Source organism: Nocardia aegles (genome assembly GCF_052545135.1).
In genome coordinates this window covers 577,632-594,905 of record NZ_JBQWRI010000003.1, presented here as the reverse complement: position 1 = coordinate 594,905, position 17,274 = coordinate 577,632, and the positions used below count along the sequence as shown (strand labels likewise).

Genomic DNA, 17,274 nt, shown 5'->3' with positions numbered 1-17,274 from the left:
GGGCGATGACGATCGGCAGCTGGTGGATCTGCTCGATGTCCACGTCCACGCGTTTGTCGCCGACAAACTGGCCAGCCGGAGGCGACGTACCGGCCCAGCGTCGGGCGCGCAACGAAACTCGGTCGGAAACGGTGGTCGCAGACGTTGGGCCGGTCGAGATCGACGTTCCTCACGACCGGGATGCCGGCTTCGAGCCGCAGAACGTGGATCACGCCAGAAGACACCCGGGACCACCCCGCAAAGGAGTGTCATTATCTGCGGTAAGTCCGTAGCGCCGGATCGGGCGATTCCGTACCTACCCCCGAGAGGAGCCGATCAGCTGTCGCCGTTACCGGATTCCAGTTGCTCGCTGCTCGGACTCTCGGTGGGCAGGGACTGCGTTCCCGGGGCCAGGTGCTGAGCCAGGTCGATCGGGTTCGGGCTCAGCCCGAGCTCGTTCACCGAGGTGATCGCGAACAAGCGATCACGCAGAATCGGGTCGTTCACCTTGCTGATCAACGTGGTCGCCCGGTCGAACGCCTGATCGGAGTTCATGTCCCGCCGGACATTCTCCGCCTGCTCGGTCGCGTGCGCCCGCGCTTTGTTCGCCTGGACCGCCATCGCACCACCGCAGGTGGTGACTGCCAGCCCCGCGACGCTGGTAAGAACCGGGATTACCGTCGAGGCGTGCTCGTTCGCATGGATAACTGCGAGGCTCGCCCCGACCAGCACAATCGCCATTCCTGCCGTCGCGACGAGCATGCTCAGGACGAACGTCACCGTCGCCTGGGTCAGCGACTGGCCCAGGAATCGGAAGTAGTAGCGGGCCTGCAGCTCGCCGCGCGCGGCTGCGTCGTCGGGAATGCCGATGCCGGGACCAGCTGGCTGCTGGCTGTAGGAGACGTTGACGTGTGCGTTCTCACCGGCGATGAAAACCTGCTGTGGAGAGAATTGCCGCCCGGGACTCGTTCCCGGACCTGTTGATTCGATCGCGGCGTAGGCCCCGGTCCAAGGCTCGGTATCGGTGATCCCGATCGCATCGAGCAGAACCGTGAATGTCCGGATGGGGATGTAGTGGTCAGTTTTGACGAGATGGTCGTGGAAAACGTTGCGGACCAGATTCTCGTCCACGCCGCTGCGTTTGATGACATCACTGGGCTTCAGGTGGTTGTAGGCCAGAACGGCCCGATAGCAGGCCCACAATTCACCGAAGGTGTTGACCTCCCGCAGCGCAGCCAGCACCGAATCCGGCACGGCCACTGGTCGATTCGGCATCAGATCCCCCTGCGCATCGCGTGAGGCATAGCCTACACCTCCAGCAAATACTTGCCGCAAAACCGAGCATCGCGGGGCGGATCGGTCGGCGCAGCATCGTTGGATGTCATGGTCCCCCGCTCCGACTACGCCCGCTACTCGGGCTGGCTGCCCAACGGAGGCGGGCACCGCGCCCTCGGCGACGTCCAAACCACCCGTGAACACCTGCAACGAATGACCGAACCCTGACCAATCCCATGCTTGCCAGAGCCCGACCTCCCCCGGTGATCGTCGAGTGGGTCGTTGTCCGATGTGTCGGGTGCGATGTCAGCGCGTCTTTCCCCGCCATGCCGAAACAGCGTCCATCACCGCGCCCTTCGCGGACGACAGCAGCGGCATGGCGGACACGATGTCCATCACGGCGGATTCACTCGAACAGCCGCTGTGCTTCGGCGTGGTCTTGCGCATCGACGGCGTTGAAGTTCGGGTCGATGCTGACGGCGAACTCGTCGGCATCGATGAGTACGCCCCACTGCTCGCCGTAGTCGTCGGTGAGCTGGCGCAGGTGCTTCGTGGCGGCTCCGCGCGACAGTCTCAGGACGCGCCCGTAATCATTGCCGCAGTGCGAAGCTCGCGTGCGGCGCGGCGACGTCGTCGACCGGCCTGCCAGCGCGCTCGAACCACGAAGTCGCCTCGCCATCCTTCCGCGAACGATTCACGCCCGGACGATGTTGCGGCGCTCCAACCCCTTGCGGTCGTAGAAGCGGGTGACCGACGCGCCGAAGACCAACCCGATGGCGAGCCCGAGGACCGCCATCCACACGCCTCGGGTGAGCCCCGCTTCGAAATTCGCGTCGAAGTACAGGATCGATCGCACACCGAGGAAAACCTGGTGCATGGGTTCGAAGGAAGCCAGCCACCCGAAGTACCGCGGCGTCGCCTCGATCGGCACGGTGCCACCGGAGGATGGCAGGCCGAGGATGACGAACAGGATGAGGTTCACCAGCAGGCCCGCGGAGCCGATCGCCGCCAGCATGGACAGCCCGGTCACGCCGACGGCGATCATGGCGAGCGCGCTGTAGAGGTACAGGGCGAGCGGATTGCCGATCGGCATGTCCAGCAGTTCCCCCACGATCAGGAACACCGCGGCGACGATGTTCGCCGCCAGCACGAACACGCCCCATTTGATCAGCAGTGTCTTGAACCGCGAGATCGGCGTGGGCGGGTAGTGCACGTACCACGGGCCGTACTCGGTGGGCACGAACCCGAGCTGCGCGTCGATCATGGTGTGGATGACCATCGCGCCGACCACACCGGCCAGCAGCAGCAACAACGCGTAGAAGAACGCGGTCAGACCCTGGCCGCTACCGTGCGGCAGCGGGTGGTACTGCTGCTGCACCACCTCGATCGGCGACGCCAGCGCCAGCCTGGTCGCGCCGGTCAGCTCGGGCGCGGGTGGACCGCCGGGACGTGGGGCGAGCTGCGCGTTCACCTGGTCGAGCAACTGCTTGCCGACCTGCTTGTTCACCTCGGTCAGCGCCTCGTTGCCGACCCGCAGCACGATCTGGGTGCCGAACGCACCGGTGCGCGGGTTGGTCTGCACCGTGATGATCGGGCGCGGGATGTCACCGGGTATGACACTGCCCACACCGAGGTTGCCGAGACGCTTGCTGAAATCGCTCGGGATGACGATCGCGCCGTAGACCTGCCCGGACTGCATCTGCCGCTCGGACTCGTTGATGCTGAGCACACGCAGGTCGACTTTGTCCGACGGCACCCCGTCGGCCAGCGCCCGGGTGATCTGGTCGCCGAAATCGACCTTCTGCTGGGTGCTCCCGCTGCCTATGGTGTCGCCGACATCCTGGTTCACCAGGGCGATCGGGAAGTCGTGCAGGTTCTCCTCCGGGTCGACGACATAGTCGAGGTACATGATGCCCAGCAGGGCGGTGAGCAGGCTCAGCACCGCGACGGGCAACAGCACCATCCGCGGCCATGGCCTGCGCGCCGGTCCCGCCGTGCCCGCGTCGTCCGTAGTCGTCACGGTCCGCACCGTAACAGTCGGCGGCGCCGCGGTGGCCCCGCTTCGGTCACCTCCAATTGCTGCCCGGATGCGGCGGTCGTGCGCGAACACCGCCGCGGCATCCGTAGAATGAAGTCTGCCCCCAGCCCGCCCGAACAGGGAGCAAACGGTGACCAACGCCGACCTGCCGGTCCAGAGCATTTCCGCCACCTCGTGTCCCGCCCCGGATGTCGACGAGAACGAGCCGCGCGAGGAGTGCGGAGTTTTCGGAGTCTGGGCGCCGAGCGAAGAAGTGGCGAAACTCACGTATTACGGGCTTTATGCTCTGCAACACCGTGGACAGGAGGCCGCGGGCATCGCGGTGTCGGACGGCTCGCAGATCCTGGTGTTCAAGGATCTCGGCCTGGTCAGCCAGGTGTTCGACGAGCAGACGCTGGCGGCCATGCCGGGGCACATCGCCGTCGGTCACTGTCGCTACTCCACCACGGGCGGCGTGACCTGGGAGAACGCCCAGCCCATCTTCCGCACCACCGCGGTGGGCTCCGGACTTGCCTTGGGGCACAACGGCAATCTGGTCAACACCGCCGACTTGGCGGGCCGCGCACGCGAACTGGGCCTGCTCGCCTCCGTCCGCGGCGGGCGCCAGCAGCCGGCTCCGGCGACCTCCGACTCCGACGTGGTCACCGCGCTGCTCGCGCACGCCGCCGCCGACTCCAGCATCGAGCAGGCCGCGATGGAACTGCTGCCCACCTTGCGGGGCGCGTTCTGCCTGACCTTCATGGACGAGCACACCCTCTACGCCGCGCGCGACCCGCACGGCGTACGCCCGCTGTGCCTGGGCCGGCTCGAGCGTGGCTGGGTCGTTGCCAGTGAGACCGCCGCGCTGGACATCGTCGGCGCTGCCTTCGTCCGCGAGATCGAACCCGGCGAATTGCTGGCGATCGACGCCGACGGCGTGCGCTCGATGCGCTTCGCCAACCCCGAGCCCAAGGGGTGCGTCTTCGAGTACGTGTACCTGGCCCGGCCGGACAGCACCATCGCGGGCCGGTCGGTGCACGCCACCCGGGTGGAGATCGGCCGTCGCCTGGCGAAGGAGCACCCGGTCGACGCCGACCTGGTGATTCCGGTCCCCGAATCCGGTACCCCGGCTGCCGTCGGCTACGCACAGGGGTCGGGCGTGCCCTACGGCCAGGGCCTGATGAAGAACGCCTACGTCGGGCGCACCTTCATCCAGCCCAGCCAGACCATCCGGCAACTCGGCATCCGGCTGAAGCTCAATCCGCTGCGCGAGGTCATCCGCGGCAAGCGCCTGATCGTCGTGGACGACTCGATCGTGCGCGGCAACACCCAGCGCGCACTGATCCGGATGCTGCGTGAGGCGGGCGCGGTGGAGATCCACGTGCGGATCGCCTCGCCGCCGGTGAAGTGGCCCTGCTTCTACGGCATCGACTTCGCCTCGCGGGCGGAGTTGATCGCCAACGGCGCGGGCACCGAGGGCGACGCCGCGGACATGGTCGAGGGCGTGCGCCGGTCGATCGGCGCCGACTCCCTCGGCTACATCTCGCTCGACGGCATGATCGCCGCGACCGAACAGCCGCGCTCGCGGCTGTGCGCCGCGTGCTTCGACGGCGACTACCCGATCCCGCTGCCCACCGAAGCCGCGATCGGAAAGAACGTGCTCGAGGGCATGCTCACCGGCCATACCGAGGCCGCGCTGCTGGGCGAGAACGCGAATGCGAGCGCGCTGAGCCGTCCGTGAACGTGGAGCGTCAGCGATCACTCGTCTGATCGCCGCAGTGCTGGTACCGGATCCGATGCGGTAACGCCAACGCAGAGTACGGGCCGCGGGGTCCGAGACGGACTGATCGTCCGCCATACGGTTCGCTCTGCCCTATTGTCAAGAGGGTGAGCCAACACCGGTGCGGGGTCGTTATCCGGCTCCGGTAGCGTGAGCAGGCATCTATCCGCCGATTCGGTTTGGAGCTTTCCCCGAAAATGACTGAACAGACCCCCAGTGGTGGTGCTTCGTACGCCGCGGCAGGCGTGGACATCGAGGCAGGTGACCGCGCAGTCGAGTTGTTCGGGCCATTGGCGAAGAAGGCGACCCGGCCCGAGGTGCAAGGCGGCCTCGGCGGCTTCGCCGGGCTGTTCGCGCTCAAGGGCGGCTACCGGGAACCTTTGCTCGCGGCCTCCACCGACGGTGTCGGCACCAAGATCGCGGTGGCGCAGGCGATGGACAAACACGACACCGTCGGCCTCGACCTGGTCGCGATGGTGGTGGACGATCTCGTGGTCTGCGGCGCGGAGCCGCTGTTCCTCCAGGACTACATCGCCATCGGCAAGGTCGTCCCGGAGAAAGTCGCCGAACTCGTCTCCGGCATCGCCGAGGGCTGTGTGCGGGCCGGGTGCGCGCTGCTCGGCGGCGAGACCGCCGAGCATCCCGGGCTGATGGATCCGGACGACTACGACCTGTCCGCCACCGGCGTCGGCGTGGTGGAAGCCGACGCGGTGCTCGGGCCGGACCGGGTCCGTCCCGGCGACGTGGTGATCGCCATGGGCTCCTCCGGACTGCACTCCAACGGCTACAGCTTGGCCCGCAAAGTGCTGCTCGAGATCGACCGTATGTCGCTCACCGGCCACGTCGAGGAATTCGGCCGCACCTTGGGTGAAGAACTGCTCGAGCCGACCAGGATCTACGCCAAGGACTGCCTCGCGCTGATCGCCGAGACCGACGTGCGCACCTTCGCCCATGTCACCGGCGGCGGACTGGCGGCCAACCTGTCCCGGGTGCTGCCCGCGGGCATCGTGGCGGAGCTGGATCGCGGCACCTGGAACCCGGCGCCGGTATTCAAGATGATCGCCCAGCGCGGGCGGGTGGAGCGGCCCGAGATGGAGAAGACGTTCAACATGGGCGTCGGCATGGTCGCCGTCGTCGCTCCGGAGGACGTGGACCGGGCGCTGGCGGTGCTGACCGCGCGGCATATCGAGTGCTGGACGCTGGGCACGGTCAAGAAGGCCAAGGACGCCGACGCCGTGCGCGCTGTCCTGGTCGGTGAGCATCCGCGGTTCTGATCCGCCCGAAGACACGTCAGAGTCCCGCACCTGGTTCGATGCGGGACTCTGGTGTGTTGCAAGCCTTTTCGGCGCCAGAGACGTCGACCCGCGACACGCTCGAAGGGGGAGGCCCGTCGGCCTCCCCCTTCAGACGTAAATCCGAGTCAGCGGCGCCAGTCGTCGTAGTCGTCGTCCTCATCCCAGCGGGACAAGGAGTCGTCCGCGTCGTGCTCATCGGACAGCACACCACCACTCCGCTGGGAGTTGGGGCTTCCCGAAAGCTCGCGCTGAAGGCTCGCGAAGTCAGTCGTGGGCGAGCTGTACTTCAGCTCGCGTGCGACCTTGGTCTGCTTTGCCTTAGCCCGGCCACGGCCCATGGCTGACCCCCTCGCGTCACAGCGGGGCGGCCTGGGGTTTGGTGGCGGCCCCGTTCGAATTAATACTCTTCCTGACAGACACTTTAGCGTGTGTCCGGCGGTCTCGCTTCCAGGAGTGGGTGAAGAACTCCGGAACTGGTGCCGTTTGCCCGCTTGTCGCCCTGCTGCGGAATACCTAGACGACCCCGGGTATAGCACGAATCACACCGACTCGGATACCCCCGCCGAGCACCGCGGGGGCGGCCAGCTCCGCGTGCGCATCGGTCCACTCGATGCCCATTCGGTGCAGAATCGCCAGCGTCAGCGGCATTCGCGCGCGATCGTGGCCGTCTTCGATCTTGTACGCGAAAGCCGATCCGTCCGGCAGCGCGCCCGCGTGCACGCCGTCCGCGCCGATCTTGCACACCAGTCCGGGGGTGGCCCGCATGGTCAGCAGATCGGGCGCGTTCGTGCCGGAAATCACTCGCGGATGCGCGCGTACCGCGTCGGCGACGCGGCGTTGCGGGGTGCCGGGCTCGGCCGTCGCCATGGTGGCGAACACCCGCGCCAGGTTGACCAGCGAAACCGGGATGATCGGCAATCCGCAGCCGTCGATGCCCAGATCGGCTTCCGGCTCGCCGGTCAGGTCGGCCACCGTCGCGATCACCGCGCGCTGTAGCGGATGCGTCCGGTCCTGGTAGCCCTCGGTGGGCCAGCCGTTGATCGCGCAAGTCGCGAGCATCGCCGCATGCTTGCCCGAACAATTCATGTAGATGGGGTGGGGTAGCCCTCCGCCGGACAGCAGCGTGGTGCGGGCGCGCTCGTCGTACGGCAGATCGGCCGGGCAGGCCAGGGACGTGTCGGGCAGGCCGAACCGGTCCAGCAGCCTGCGCACCAGCGCGATATGGTCGGGTTCGCCATAGTGCGATGCGGTCGCGATGGCCAGCTCCGCGTCGTCGAGCGGCTGGAAACCATTGCGCAGGAGCGTGATGGCTTGCATCGGCTTGTTCGTCGAGCGCGGGAAGATCGGCAGGTGCACCTCGCCGAGTTCCAGGGTCGGCTCGCCCCCGGCGTCGAGCACCACCACCGAGCCGCGGTGCACGCATTCGCGGAAGCCCGAGCGGACGACTTCGACCAGTTCCACACTCACGATTTCGCTCCCGTGCCGATGTCGTCCGCGCTCGTCGCCGCGTGTCGCTGCGCGGCGGCGTTGCCATGTCTGCGGGTGTGCCGTTCCACCTGCATGCGCACGTCGTCGGAAATGGTGGGCTCGTCGGCGACGAGGATCGCCAGCAGGTCGAGATCGGCGCCGGTGAACAGGTCGCGGACGGTGATCCCGTGCTCCGGCACGTGCACCACCGAGATCCGGTCGCCCGCTCCGATCGTGCCCTCGGTGACCACCCGCAGGTAGGCGCCGGTATCGCTGCGCAGGGCGAACCGTTTCACCCACTGCTGCTCGCCGCTCCAGTGCTGGAATGTTGCGCACGGCACGCGCGGAGCGCTCACCTCCAGCAACGTGTCGCCGACCGACCAGCGTGCGCCGATCACCGAGTCGCTGACCGGAAGGCCACGTACGCGCAAATTTTCGCCGAACCATCCCGCGGGCAGTTGCCTGCCGAGCTCGGTGCCCCAGCGGCGGGCGTCCTCGTCGGCATAGGCGTAGACGGCCTGGTGCACGCCGCCGTGATGCTTGGTGTCGCACACGTGGTCGCCCTCCAAGCCGAGGGCGCGCACCGCGACCCGGCCCGCCACCGGCCGCTTGTCGATGGCGGTGCGGCCGAGCCGTCCCGGCACCTCGAGATCGGCATGCACGACGCACGTCGCGAGGACCTCGCCGGAATCACCGACGCGCATGGGCAGCACTCCTCTCGTCATGGCAGGGCAGCTCGGCGCTGAGCAAGGGGGTGGAATGTGTCAGCTGAAAAAAGTTCCACGCCGGGCGGTGGCTCGTCAACAGGTCAGCGCCCGCGCAGCCGGTCGACCGCTACACGGCCCGGCTGCGGCTCGTCCTCGGCGGGCAGCGAATCGGGATCGATGGACGCCGCGACCGAGCCCGCGACCAGCGCGGTGTCGGCCGGAACCGCGCGCTTGACCAGCGCGAGGGCGATCGGGCCGAGCTCGTAGTGGTCGACGACCGTGCCGAGTCGGCCGACCGCGCGGCCGCCCGCGGTGACGTCGTCGCCCGTGGCGGGGCGCTCGTCCGCCGAGCCGTCCAGGTGCAGCAGCACGAGGTGCCGCGGCGGCTTGCCGAGATTGTGCACCCTGGCCACGGTCTCCTGCCCGCGGTAGCAGCCCTTGTCCAGATGGACGGCTCCGTGTTCGGCGACGCCGCCGATCCAGCGGGCCTCATGCGGGATGGTCCGCTCGTCGGTGTCCAGTCCGATCCGCGGGCGGACGTCCGCGACACGCAACGCCTCGAACGCCCACATTCCGGCGGGGACCGCGCCCGCCGCGGTGAGCCGGTCCCACAGCACGGTCAGCTGCTCGCGCGGGACGACCAAGTCGAAGGAGTCGGCCGTCGGCCACGGCATCCGGCGCAGGAATCCGCCGCCGGGCAGCGGCGCGGCCTCGTACACGCCGGGAAGGGCGGCGATGCCGAGCGTCTCGGTGAGGCCGGCCACTCCGGGGCCGAGCAGACTCAGCACCGCACGGTCGGCGGCATCGACCGGTTTGGCATCGGCCCAGAACACCATCTTCTGCAGGAATGCCAACAGATCGGGTCCGCGCTCGGCCTCGGTATCGATCCAGACGGTGCCGTCCAGGTCGGTGAGCACGAAGTGATGCTGGATCCGGCCGTTCAGATCCAGATCGAGGTTCTCGGCGGTCTGCCCGTCGCCGAGAGCGGCGACATGCTGGCTGGAGATGGTGTGCAACCAGGTGAGTCGCTCCGCGCCGGTGATGCTCAGGACGAAGCGATGCGACCGGTCGACGATCGCGGCGCGTTGCGCCGCGGCACGCTGTTCACCGAACGGATCACCGTAGTGCCACGCGACGGCGGCGTCGGGCGAACCCGCCGCTCCCGCGACGGCTCCCGAGATACTGAGGATGGGGCTGGGCGCAACGACCACGGACACCTCTCCCACTCTAGGCGGGCCCGCCAGGTGCCGCGCGAACCGGGCCACGACGCCGCCGACCGGCATAGCCGATCGGCATTGCCCGAGTATTACGGCGGGCGTCGTGGGGCGGCCACACAAAAGGTCTGGCAAAAGCGGCCATGACATAGGCATTGTCCGCTCATACCGCCTACGCTCGTCGCATGGTAGATCGAGTTCTGGTAACTCTCGATGGCGCGGTCCGAGATGCGGATGCGCCGTTGTTGTTTGCGGACGATATTGGCGTATTGCGTGGCGACGGTGTCTTCGAAACGGTGCTCGTGCGCTCGGGAGTCGCGTGCGCGAGCGAATTTCATCTGGGCAGATTGCGTCGCTCCGCACAGGCGCTCGATCTGCCCGAGCCGGAACTGGGCAAGTGGCGCGAGGCGGTGGAGACCGCCGCCAAGGAGTGGGGCAGCGAGCGCGAAGGCGTTATGCGGCTGGTGCTCACCCGCGGCCGGGACTCCGAGCTGGCCGGCACACCCGACAAGGTCACGACCGGCGACCTCGCCGCCGCCGTGCCGGTGCCGACCGCTTTCGTGCTCGTGGTGCCGGTGCCCGAGCGCGTGGAGAAGGCCCGTACCGAAGGCGTCGCCGTGGTGACGCTGTCCCGCGGCATCTCGATCGACCTCGCCCAAGCCGCGCCGTGGCAGCTGCTCGGAGCCAAGACGCTGTCCTACGCCACCAATATGGCCGCTCTGCGGTTCGCCGCGCGGATGGGCGCGGATGACGTGATCTTCACCAGCACGGAGAACCGGGTGCTGGAAGGGCCGCGGTCCACCGTGGTGATCGCCCGCGACAAGGAGTTGATCACCCCGCCGGCGAAGAACGGTGTGCTGCCCGGCGTCACCCAGCGCGCGCTGTTCGCCGAAGCCGAGAAGGCGGGCTGGCAATGCCGCTACGACTCGCTGTTCACCGCGGACCTGCTCACCTGTGACAGCATCTGGATGCTGTCGAGCATTTCGCTTGCGGCGCGGGTCAATTCGCTGGACGGGCTGCGGATGTCCGCGCCGGACAACGCCGAAGAGATCATCGGGCTGGTCGATCGCGGCATCGAGCGAGCGGGAGCCATCGGCGACTGGTGAGATGGCTGTGCCGCCGGATACCGTCGCCGTGCTCGGCGCCGCTGCGTGATCTCTGTCCTACTCGCGCGGGCGCGGGCGCCGACAAGCACGGAAAACAGGCTGGAACAGGCAGATCAGCCCTGGTGACGTGGCGTAGGACTCATTGCTGCCCGCCTGCTCCCGCGTAGGCTTTACTACGACTTGTCGTAGACACGCAGGAGGCCGGCTTGAACTCCTTGGACATCTCCCGATGGCAGTTCGGCATCACCACCGTCTATCACTTCCTCCTGGTGCCGCTGACCATCGGACTCGCGCCGTTGGTGGCGGCCATGCAGACGGCGTGGGTGGTCACCGGCAAACAGCACTGGCTGCGGCTGACCAAGTTCTTCGGCAAGCTGTTCCTGATCAACTTCGCGCTCGGCGTGGCGACCGGCATCGTGCAGGAGTTCCAGTTCGGCATGAACTGGAGCGAGTACTCCCGCTTCGTCGGTGACGTGTTCGGCGCCCCGCTCGCGCTGGAAGGCCTGATCGCCTTCTTCATGGAGTCGACCTTCCTCGGGCTGTGGATCTTCGGCTGGACCAGGTTGCCGAAACTGCTGCACCTCGGCACGATCTGGATGGTCGCGATCGGCGTGAACGCCTCGGCGTACTTCATCGTCGCGGCCAACTCGTTCATGCAGCATCCGGTCGGCGCCCGCTACAACCCGGAAACCGGTCGCGCGGAACTGGAGAGCATCGTGAAGGTGCTCACCAATAACACTTTGCTGGCAGCTTTTCCGCACGTGGTCGCCGGTTCCTTCCTCACGGCGGGCACCTTCGTCGCGGGTATCGCGGGCTGGTGGATGGTGCGCAGCGCGCGCAGCGGTGACGAGGCGAAAACGTCCGAGGCGCGGGAGATCTGGCGGCCCGCGGCACGGGCGGGCATCGTCGTGGTGATCGCGGCGATGGCCGCTCTGGTCTACACCGGCGATGTCCAGGGCAAGCTGATGTTCGAGCAGCAGCCGATGAAGATGGCCTCGGCGGAATCGCTGTGCCACACCGCCCTCGACCCCGACTTCTCCGTGCTCACCGTCGGCACGCACAACAATTGCGACAGCGTGACGCACGTGCTCGAAGTCCCCTACGTGCTGCCGTGGCTGGCGAAGGGGGAGTTCACCGGTGTGACGCTGGACGGTGTCGTCGACCTGCAGAAGACCTACAACGAGAAGTTCGGTGTCGGCGACTATCGGCCCAACCTGTTCGTCACCTACTGGTCGTTCCGCGCCATGATCGGACTGTCGGCGGGTTCGGTGCTGTTCGCCCTGGCCGGACTGTGGCTGACCCGCCGCGGACGAGTGCCGGACCAGCGCTGGTTCGCCTGGCTGAGCCTGCTGGCCATCCCCACCCCGTTCCTGGCCAACAGCGCCGGGTGGGTGTTCACCGAGATGGGGCGGCAGCCCTGGGTGGCGGTGCCCAACCCCACCGGCGACCCGAATCTGCGCCTCACCGTGCAGCAGGGCGTCTCCGGTCACGCGCCAGGGATCGTGCTGTTCTCGCTGATCACCTTCACACTGCTGTACGGCGCGCTCGCGTTCGTGTGGTTCTTCCTGATGCGCCGTTATGTGATCCACGGACCCGACCCGGCGGCACCCGCCGAGACCGAGCCGCACGACACGGACGCGGCCGCGGGTGGGCGCCGCGCCGAAGAGCCTGCCGTCGAAGTACTGTCGTTCGCCTACTAGGAGCCGGCGATGAGTCTGCAAGAGATCTGGTTCGTCCTGATCGGTGCTCTGTTCACCGGCTACTTCGTGCTGGAGGGCTTCGACTTCGGCGTCGGCATGCTCATGCCGGTCCTCGGCAAGGGGTCCGACCGGCGCAGACGGGTGGTGCTCAACACGATCGGGCCGGTGTGGGACGCCAACGAGGTCTGGTTGATCACCGCGGGCGCCGCGATGTTCGCCGCGTTCCCGGAGTGGTACGCCAGCCTGTTCTCCGGCTTCTACCTGGCATTGCTGCTGGTACTCGTGGCGCTGATCCTGCGGATCTGCGCCATCGAGTACCGGGGCAAGATCGACGACCCGCGCTGGCGGGCCCGCTGCGACATCGGCATCGGCATCGGTTCCTGGGTTCCGGCGCTGGCCTGGGGCTGGCTGTTCGCCAACGTGGTGCACGGAGTTCCGTTGAACGAGAAGAAGCAGATCGCGGGATCGGTCGCCGACCTGTTCGGGCCCTACGCCCTGCTCGGCGGGCTGGCGACCGGACTGCTGTTCGCGCTGCACGGAGCGATGTTCCTGGTGCTCAAGACCGCGGGCGAGGTCCGCGACGACGCACGCCGCACCGCCCGGCTGCTGCTGGCCCCGACCGTGGTCGTCGTCGGCGGATTCGGACTGTGGACCCAACTGGCCCACGGGACCGGCTGGACGTGGATTCCCCTGGCGCTGGCGGTACTCGGCCTGGTCGGGGCGGCGGCGGCCGATCTCGCGCAGCGCGACGGATGGGCGTTCACGGGCACCACGGTGACCGTCGCCGCGGCGACCGCGCTGCTGTTCGGTTCGCTGTTCCCCGCGGTGCTTCCTTCGACGATCGATGCGGCGTTCGATCTGACGATCCACAACGCGTCCTCGACGCCGTACACGCTGAAGGTGATGAGCTGGGCCGCGGCGCTGATCACGCCCGTCGTGCTGGTGTACCAGGGCTGGACGTACTGGGTGTTCCGCAAGCGGATCACCGTCGAGCAGATCCCGCCCCCGGTCGGCCTGCCCCTGCGGGCAGCGCGGGATTGACGTCGTGGCCCGCCCGCCGATCGATCCGCGCCTGTGGCGCTACGCCCGCTCCGCACGCAGCTACCTCGCACTGAGCGTGGTGCTGTCGCTGGTCGTCACCGGCGCGATTGTGGTCGCGGCGGTGCTGATCGGACGGGTGCTCGCCGGGGTGGTCACCGATCCGAGTGCACGCACGCTCGGCGCGTGGACGGCCGAACTCGTCGGACTCGCGGTCGCGATCGCAGTCCGGGTGCTCGCCACCTGGTCGCAATCCAGGCTGGCGCACCGAGCGGGCGCGAATGTGGTGGCGGAGTTGGAAGGGGCGGTGCTCGATGCGGGTGCACGGCTGTCGCCTCGCGAACTCGACACGCGCCGAACGGAATTGGCCGTGGTCGTCGGCACGGGCTTGTCCGGGCTGCGCGGGTATCTCGTCGGCTACCTGCCCGCTCTGCTGCTGGCGGTGGTGGTTCCACCGATCGTGCTCGCGGTCATCGCGGCACACGATCTCACCTCCGGTGTGATCGTGGTGATCACCTTGCCGCTCATCCCGGTCTTCATGATCCTCATCGGGCTGCTGACCCAGGGGCGGGCGGAAGCCACGCTGACGGCCACCACCCGGCTGTCGGACCAACTGCTCGATCTGTTCGCGGGCATGCCGACGTTGCGCGCGCTCGGTCGTGAGACCGGCGACGCGGAAGCCGAGCCCGGCGCGCGCGGCCGGCAGGACGACGTCGGGACGGGCGATACGGCCGGACCCGCGCGCACCATGCGGCACCGTGTTCACGATCTCGGCGACGCACTGCGCCGGCGGACGATGCGCGCGCTCCGCATCGCGTTCCTGTCTTCCATGGTGCTGGAATTGCTCGCCACGCTGAGCGTCGCCCTGATCGCGGTGTCCATCGGGCTGCGGCTGGTGTTCGGCGAGATGAGTCTCTACGCGGGCTTGGTGGTGCTGGTGCTCGCTCCCGAGGTGTATCTGCCGCTGCGCATGGTGGGCGAACGCTTCCATGCCGCGCAGGACGGTATGGCGGCCGCGGACAAGGCGTTCGCGATCCTCGAGTCCACGCCTGCCGAGCGTGTCGGCGCGGCGATCGGCCCTGATCTCCAGCCGACCGAGCGGCCACCCGGCTACGGCGCGCAGGGCGTGGTGGCGCTCGTCGCTGGTCCCGGCCCGGTCGAACTGCGCGACCTCTCGGTCCGGGCGCGGGACGGGTTCGCCCCCGCGGGCCTGTCGGCGATCTTGCGGCCCGGCGCCGTGACGGTGCTCGCCGGTCCCAATGGCAGCGGCAAATCAACCGCCGTGCAGGCGATCCTTGGCCTGATCACGCCCGACCGAGGCGCCGTGACCGTCGACGGTGTGGACGTTCGTGAACTGGAATCGGACCGATGGTGGGCGCACGTGGCCTGGCTGCCGCAGCGTCCGGTGCTGGTGCCCGGCACAGTGCGCGACAACCTGGAATTGCTCGGCCCGTGCATGGTGGACCACGCCGCACGCGGCCCGGCGCGCGTCCTCGGCGATCTCGAAGCCGCCTGTCTGGCAACAGGATTCGACGCCGTGCTCGACGACCTGCCGGAGCGCTGGGACACCGTGGTCGGCCCCGGCGGCATCGGGCTGTCGCTCGGCCAGCGCCAACGCCTCGCCCTGACCAGGGTGCTGGCCACCGATCGCCCGATCCTGCTGCTGGACGAACCGACCGCGCACCTCGACGCCGCCGCCGAAGCCACCGTGCTGGCCGCCCTCCAGGCCCGCGCCCGTGCGGGCGCGACGGTGGTCGTCATCGGCCATCGCCCGACCGTGCTGGCCGCCGCCGACCACATCGTGCAGGTGCACGCCGACCGAGCGGAGGTGCCGGGATGAACGCGGGGAAGACCGGCGCACGCACGGTGTCCGGTGACCTTCGCCGGATGTGGGCGCTGCTGGCGTTGTCCCGCCGGCGCGTCGCGGTGGCGATCGGGTGGGGCGTGCTGGCGCTGGGCAGCGGGCTCGGGCTCGCGGCGCTGGCGGCCTGGCTGATCGCGCGAGCCTGGCAGATGCCGCCGGTGCTCGACCTGAGCATCGCCGTGGTGGCGGTGCGTGCGCTCGGCATCTCCCGTGGCCTGTGCCGGTATCTGGAACGGCTGGCCACCCACGACGTCGCACTGCGCGCCATGACAACAGCGCGAACCACGGTCTACCGCACGCTGGCTCGCTCGGATTTCTGGCTGCGCCGACCCGAGGTGTCGCGAAGCGACGACGACCGGCCGGGCGCGAAGCCGCCGCGGCGGGGAGATCTCCTGGTCCGCGTCGGCAGCGACATCGACGACTTGGGGGCCGTGGTGGTCCGCGTGTTCGTCCCGGTCGCGGTCGCGCTGGTGCTCTCGCTCGCGGCCGTCGCGCTGCTGGCCACCCTCTCGCCCGCCGCGGCCGCGATCCTGGCCGGAGCGCTGGTGCTGTCGGGCATCGTCGCGCCGTGGTTGTCGGCCAAGGCGGCCGCCGAGGCGGAACGTGCTGTGCGCGCGGACCGGGCGGAGTTCACCGCCCAGGCTCTCACGGTGCTCGATCACGCCGCCGAACTGCGTGTCGCCGGTCGCCTCGACGCCGCCCTCGCCGCGGCCGGGCGAGCGTCGAGCCGTGCGGTCGCCGCGGAGGACCGGGCCGCCGCGCGCAGCGCTTGGTCGGCTGCTGCCACGCCCCTGTCCATCGGCGCGGCTGTCCTCGGCGCCCTGCTGATCGGCATCACTCTCTACGGCCCGGACGGCGGCTCGCCAGACGCGATGACGCCCATGGCACTAGTCGTTCTGGTCCTCTTGCCCTTGTCGGCTTTCGAAGCGGTCGGCACATTGCCCGCGGCGGCGCAGGCCCTGACTACGGCCCGCGCGGCTCTGCATCGACTGGACGGGTGCGAACCTGATTCATCCGCAAGCGTGTCGGCGGATCCCTGGGCGCGGCAGACGCCCCGGCCCCCGCATGCCGAAGCCGACCGATCCGCCCTCGCAGGAGGATCGCAGCCACAACAGCAACGGCGGGCGAGCGTTGCCGACCAGAGTTGCCCCGTCGACGCGCGCGTGCCGGAACTGCCCCGGGCACGGCGGATCGCCGTCGTCGGCCCGAGCGGCGCGGGCAAGACGACCCTGCTGATGAAGTGGGCCGGACTGTTCGACACGCCGCGTCCCGGCGTCACCTTCTTCGCTGAGGACGCGCACCTGTTCGGCACCTCTGTACTGGAGAATCTCCGGGTAGCACGCGGTGATCTGACCGCGGAAGAAGCCGAAGAAGCTTTGCGGACAGCCGGTCTCGGAGACTGGCTGGAGGGGCTGGCGCAGGGTGTGCACACCGATCTCGTCGGGGGAGCGGCAGCCGTGTCGGGCGGCCAGCGTCGCCGGATACTGCTCGCGCGCGCACTGGTGTCCCCGGCGCGGGTGTTGCTGCTGGATGAACCGACCGAGCATCTGGAGGCCGAGGGCGGGGCGAAGCTGCTGCGCGACCTGCTCGACGCCGACAGCGGTCTCGTCGAACCCGATCGCACCGTGGTCGTCGTCACCCATCAGCTACCGGACGACCAGCGGGCCGAGGTGGTGCTGCGAATATCCGCGGCAGGGCAGGTCACGACCGACTTCCCGATGAGTGGAAGGCCGTGCCGCGGCGCCGATTCCGCCCACCGAGAAATTCCGTTGCCGAGTTACTGACGCATCGCTAGATTCGTTCGTACACGAGGAAGGAGGTGGTTCGAAGAA

At 68.6% G+C, this 17,274-nt stretch carries 14 protein-coding genes; 7 read left to right on the top strand and 7 right to left on the bottom strand.

Annotated features, from left to right (window positions below; translation table 11 throughout):
* Positions 1–315: 315 nt before the first annotated feature.
* The 3 genes from ACT89H_RS12590 to ACT89H_RS12580 all read right to left on the bottom strand — a co-directional run bounded on the left by ACT89H_RS12590 (position 316) and on the right by ACT89H_RS12580 (position 3,217).
* The gene (locus ACT89H_RS12590) at positions 316–1,254 is read right to left on the bottom strand and encodes a TRADD-N-associated membrane domain-containing protein (RefSeq protein WP_445108733.1); all 939 of its coding nucleotides are present in this window, start codon (positions 1,252–1,254) and stop codon (positions 316–318) included.
* Between the two features lie 406 nt (positions 1,255–1,660).
* On the bottom strand, positions 1,661–1,933 hold the full coding sequence (locus ACT89H_RS12585; RefSeq protein ID WP_445108732.1) for a hypothetical protein: 273 nt from the start codon (positions 1,931–1,933) through the stop codon (positions 1,661–1,663).
* A gap of 15 nt (positions 1,934–1,948) precedes the next feature.
* Positions 1,949–3,217, bottom strand: a complete 1,269-nt coding sequence (locus ACT89H_RS12580) for a YhgE/Pip domain-containing protein (RefSeq protein ID WP_445108905.1) — start codon at positions 3,215–3,217, stop codon at positions 1,949–1,951.
* A gap of 205 nt (positions 3,218–3,422) precedes the next feature.
* Here ACT89H_RS12580 and purF point away from each other — a divergent pair, with 205 nt between their 5' ends.
* Positions 3,423–5,012, top strand: coding sequence for an amidophosphoribosyltransferase (gene purF / locus ACT89H_RS12575; RefSeq protein WP_445108731.1), 1,590 nt, complete (start codon positions 3,423–3,425; stop codon positions 5,010–5,012).
* A 236-nt stretch (positions 5,013–5,248) separates the two neighbouring features.
* On the top strand, positions 5,249–6,325 hold the full coding sequence (gene purM / locus ACT89H_RS12570) for a phosphoribosylformylglycinamidine cyclo-ligase (RefSeq protein ID WP_445108730.1): 1,077 nt from the start codon (positions 5,249–5,251) through the stop codon (positions 6,323–6,325).
* A 146-nt stretch (positions 6,326–6,471) separates the two neighbouring features.
* Here the strand turns inward: purM and ACT89H_RS12565 are convergent, their stop codons facing one another.
* The 4 genes from ACT89H_RS12565 to ygfZ form a co-directional block, all read right to left on the bottom strand.
* Positions 6,472–6,684, bottom strand: a complete 213-nt coding sequence (locus tag ACT89H_RS12565) for a DUF3073 domain-containing protein (protein WP_039794982.1) — start codon at positions 6,682–6,684, stop codon at positions 6,472–6,474.
* Between the two features lie 175 nt (positions 6,685–6,859).
* Entirely contained in the window at positions 6,860–7,813 is a 954-nt protein-coding gene (locus ACT89H_RS12560; protein WP_445108729.1) for an asparaginase, read from the bottom strand.
* Positions 7,810–8,538 (bottom strand): MOSC domain-containing protein, encoded by a 729-nt coding sequence (locus ACT89H_RS12555; protein ID WP_445108728.1) that lies wholly within the window; start codon positions 8,536–8,538, stop codon positions 7,810–7,812. Before ACT89H_RS12555 ends, ACT89H_RS12560 begins: the two co-directional genes overlap by 4 nt.
* An 83-nt stretch (positions 8,539–8,621) precedes the next feature.
* Positions 8,622–9,737, bottom strand: coding sequence for a CAF17-like 4Fe-4S cluster assembly/insertion protein YgfZ (ygfZ, locus tag ACT89H_RS12550; protein WP_445108727.1), 1,116 nt, complete (start codon positions 9,735–9,737; stop codon positions 8,622–8,624).
* A gap of 182 nt (positions 9,738–9,919) precedes the next feature.
* On the opposite strand from ygfZ, the gene ACT89H_RS12545 reads away from it, so the two are divergent.
* From ACT89H_RS12545 to cydC, 5 genes are all read left to right on the top strand, one after another.
* On the top strand, positions 9,920–10,840 hold the full coding sequence (locus ACT89H_RS12545; protein WP_445108726.1) for an aminodeoxychorismate lyase: 921 nt from the start codon (positions 9,920–9,922) through the stop codon (positions 10,838–10,840).
* A 206-nt stretch (positions 10,841–11,046) separates the two neighbouring features.
* Positions 11,047–12,540: a cytochrome ubiquinol oxidase subunit I gene (locus tag ACT89H_RS12540; RefSeq protein ID WP_445108725.1), complete on the top strand. Its 1,494-nt coding sequence runs from the start codon at positions 11,047–11,049 to the stop codon at positions 12,538–12,540.
* A gap of 9 nt (positions 12,541–12,549) precedes the next feature.
* Complete coding sequence (gene cydB / locus ACT89H_RS12535) at positions 12,550–13,581, top strand: cytochrome d ubiquinol oxidase subunit II (protein ID WP_445108724.1); 1,032 nt, start codon at positions 12,550–12,552, stop codon at positions 13,579–13,581.
* 4 nt (positions 13,582–13,585) lie between these two features.
* On the top strand, positions 13,586–15,418 hold the full coding sequence (locus tag ACT89H_RS12530) for an ABC transporter ATP-binding protein/permease (protein WP_445108723.1): 1,833 nt from the start codon (positions 13,586–13,588) through the stop codon (positions 15,416–15,418).
* Entirely contained in the window at positions 15,415–17,226 is a 1,812-nt protein-coding gene (gene cydC, locus ACT89H_RS12525; RefSeq protein WP_445108722.1) for a thiol reductant ABC exporter subunit CydC, read from the top strand. Before ACT89H_RS12530 ends, cydC begins: the two co-directional genes overlap by 4 nt.
* Positions 17,227–17,274: the final 48 nt, after the last annotated feature.

What these genes read in the sequence shown, in the direction of transcription:
- ACT89H_RS12590 (WP_445108733.1), bottom strand. Translation starts at nt 1,254, where the DNA reads ATGCCGAATCGACCAGTGGCCGTGCCGGATTCGGTGCTGGCTGCGCTG.
- ACT89H_RS12585 (WP_445108732.1), bottom strand. Translation starts at nt 1,933, where the DNA reads ATGGCGAGGCGACTTCGTGGTTCGAGCGCGCTGGCAGGCCGGTCGACG.
- ACT89H_RS12580 (WP_445108905.1), bottom strand. Translation starts at nt 3,217, where the DNA reads ATGGTGCTGTTGCCCGTCGCGGTGCTGAGCCTGCTCACCGCCCTGCTG.
- purM (WP_445108730.1), top strand. Translation starts at nt 5,249, where the DNA reads ATGACTGAACAGACCCCCAGTGGTGGTGCTTCGTACGCCGCGGCAGGC.
- ACT89H_RS12565 (WP_039794982.1), bottom strand. Translation starts at nt 6,684, where the DNA reads ATGGGCCGTGGCCGGGCTAAGGCAAAGCAGACCAAGGTCGCACGCGAG.
- ACT89H_RS12555 (WP_445108728.1), bottom strand. Translation starts at nt 8,538, where the DNA reads ATGACGAGAGGAGTGCTGCCCATGCGCGTCGGTGATTCCGGCGAGGTC.
- ACT89H_RS12545 (WP_445108726.1), top strand. Translation starts at nt 9,920, where the DNA reads ATGGTAGATCGAGTTCTGGTAACTCTCGATGGCGCGGTCCGAGATGCG.
- cydB (WP_445108724.1), top strand. Translation starts at nt 12,550, where the DNA reads ATGAGTCTGCAAGAGATCTGGTTCGTCCTGATCGGTGCTCTGTTCACC.
- cydC (WP_445108722.1), top strand. Translation starts at nt 15,415, where the DNA reads ATGAACGCGGGGAAGACCGGCGCACGCACGGTGTCCGGTGACCTTCGC.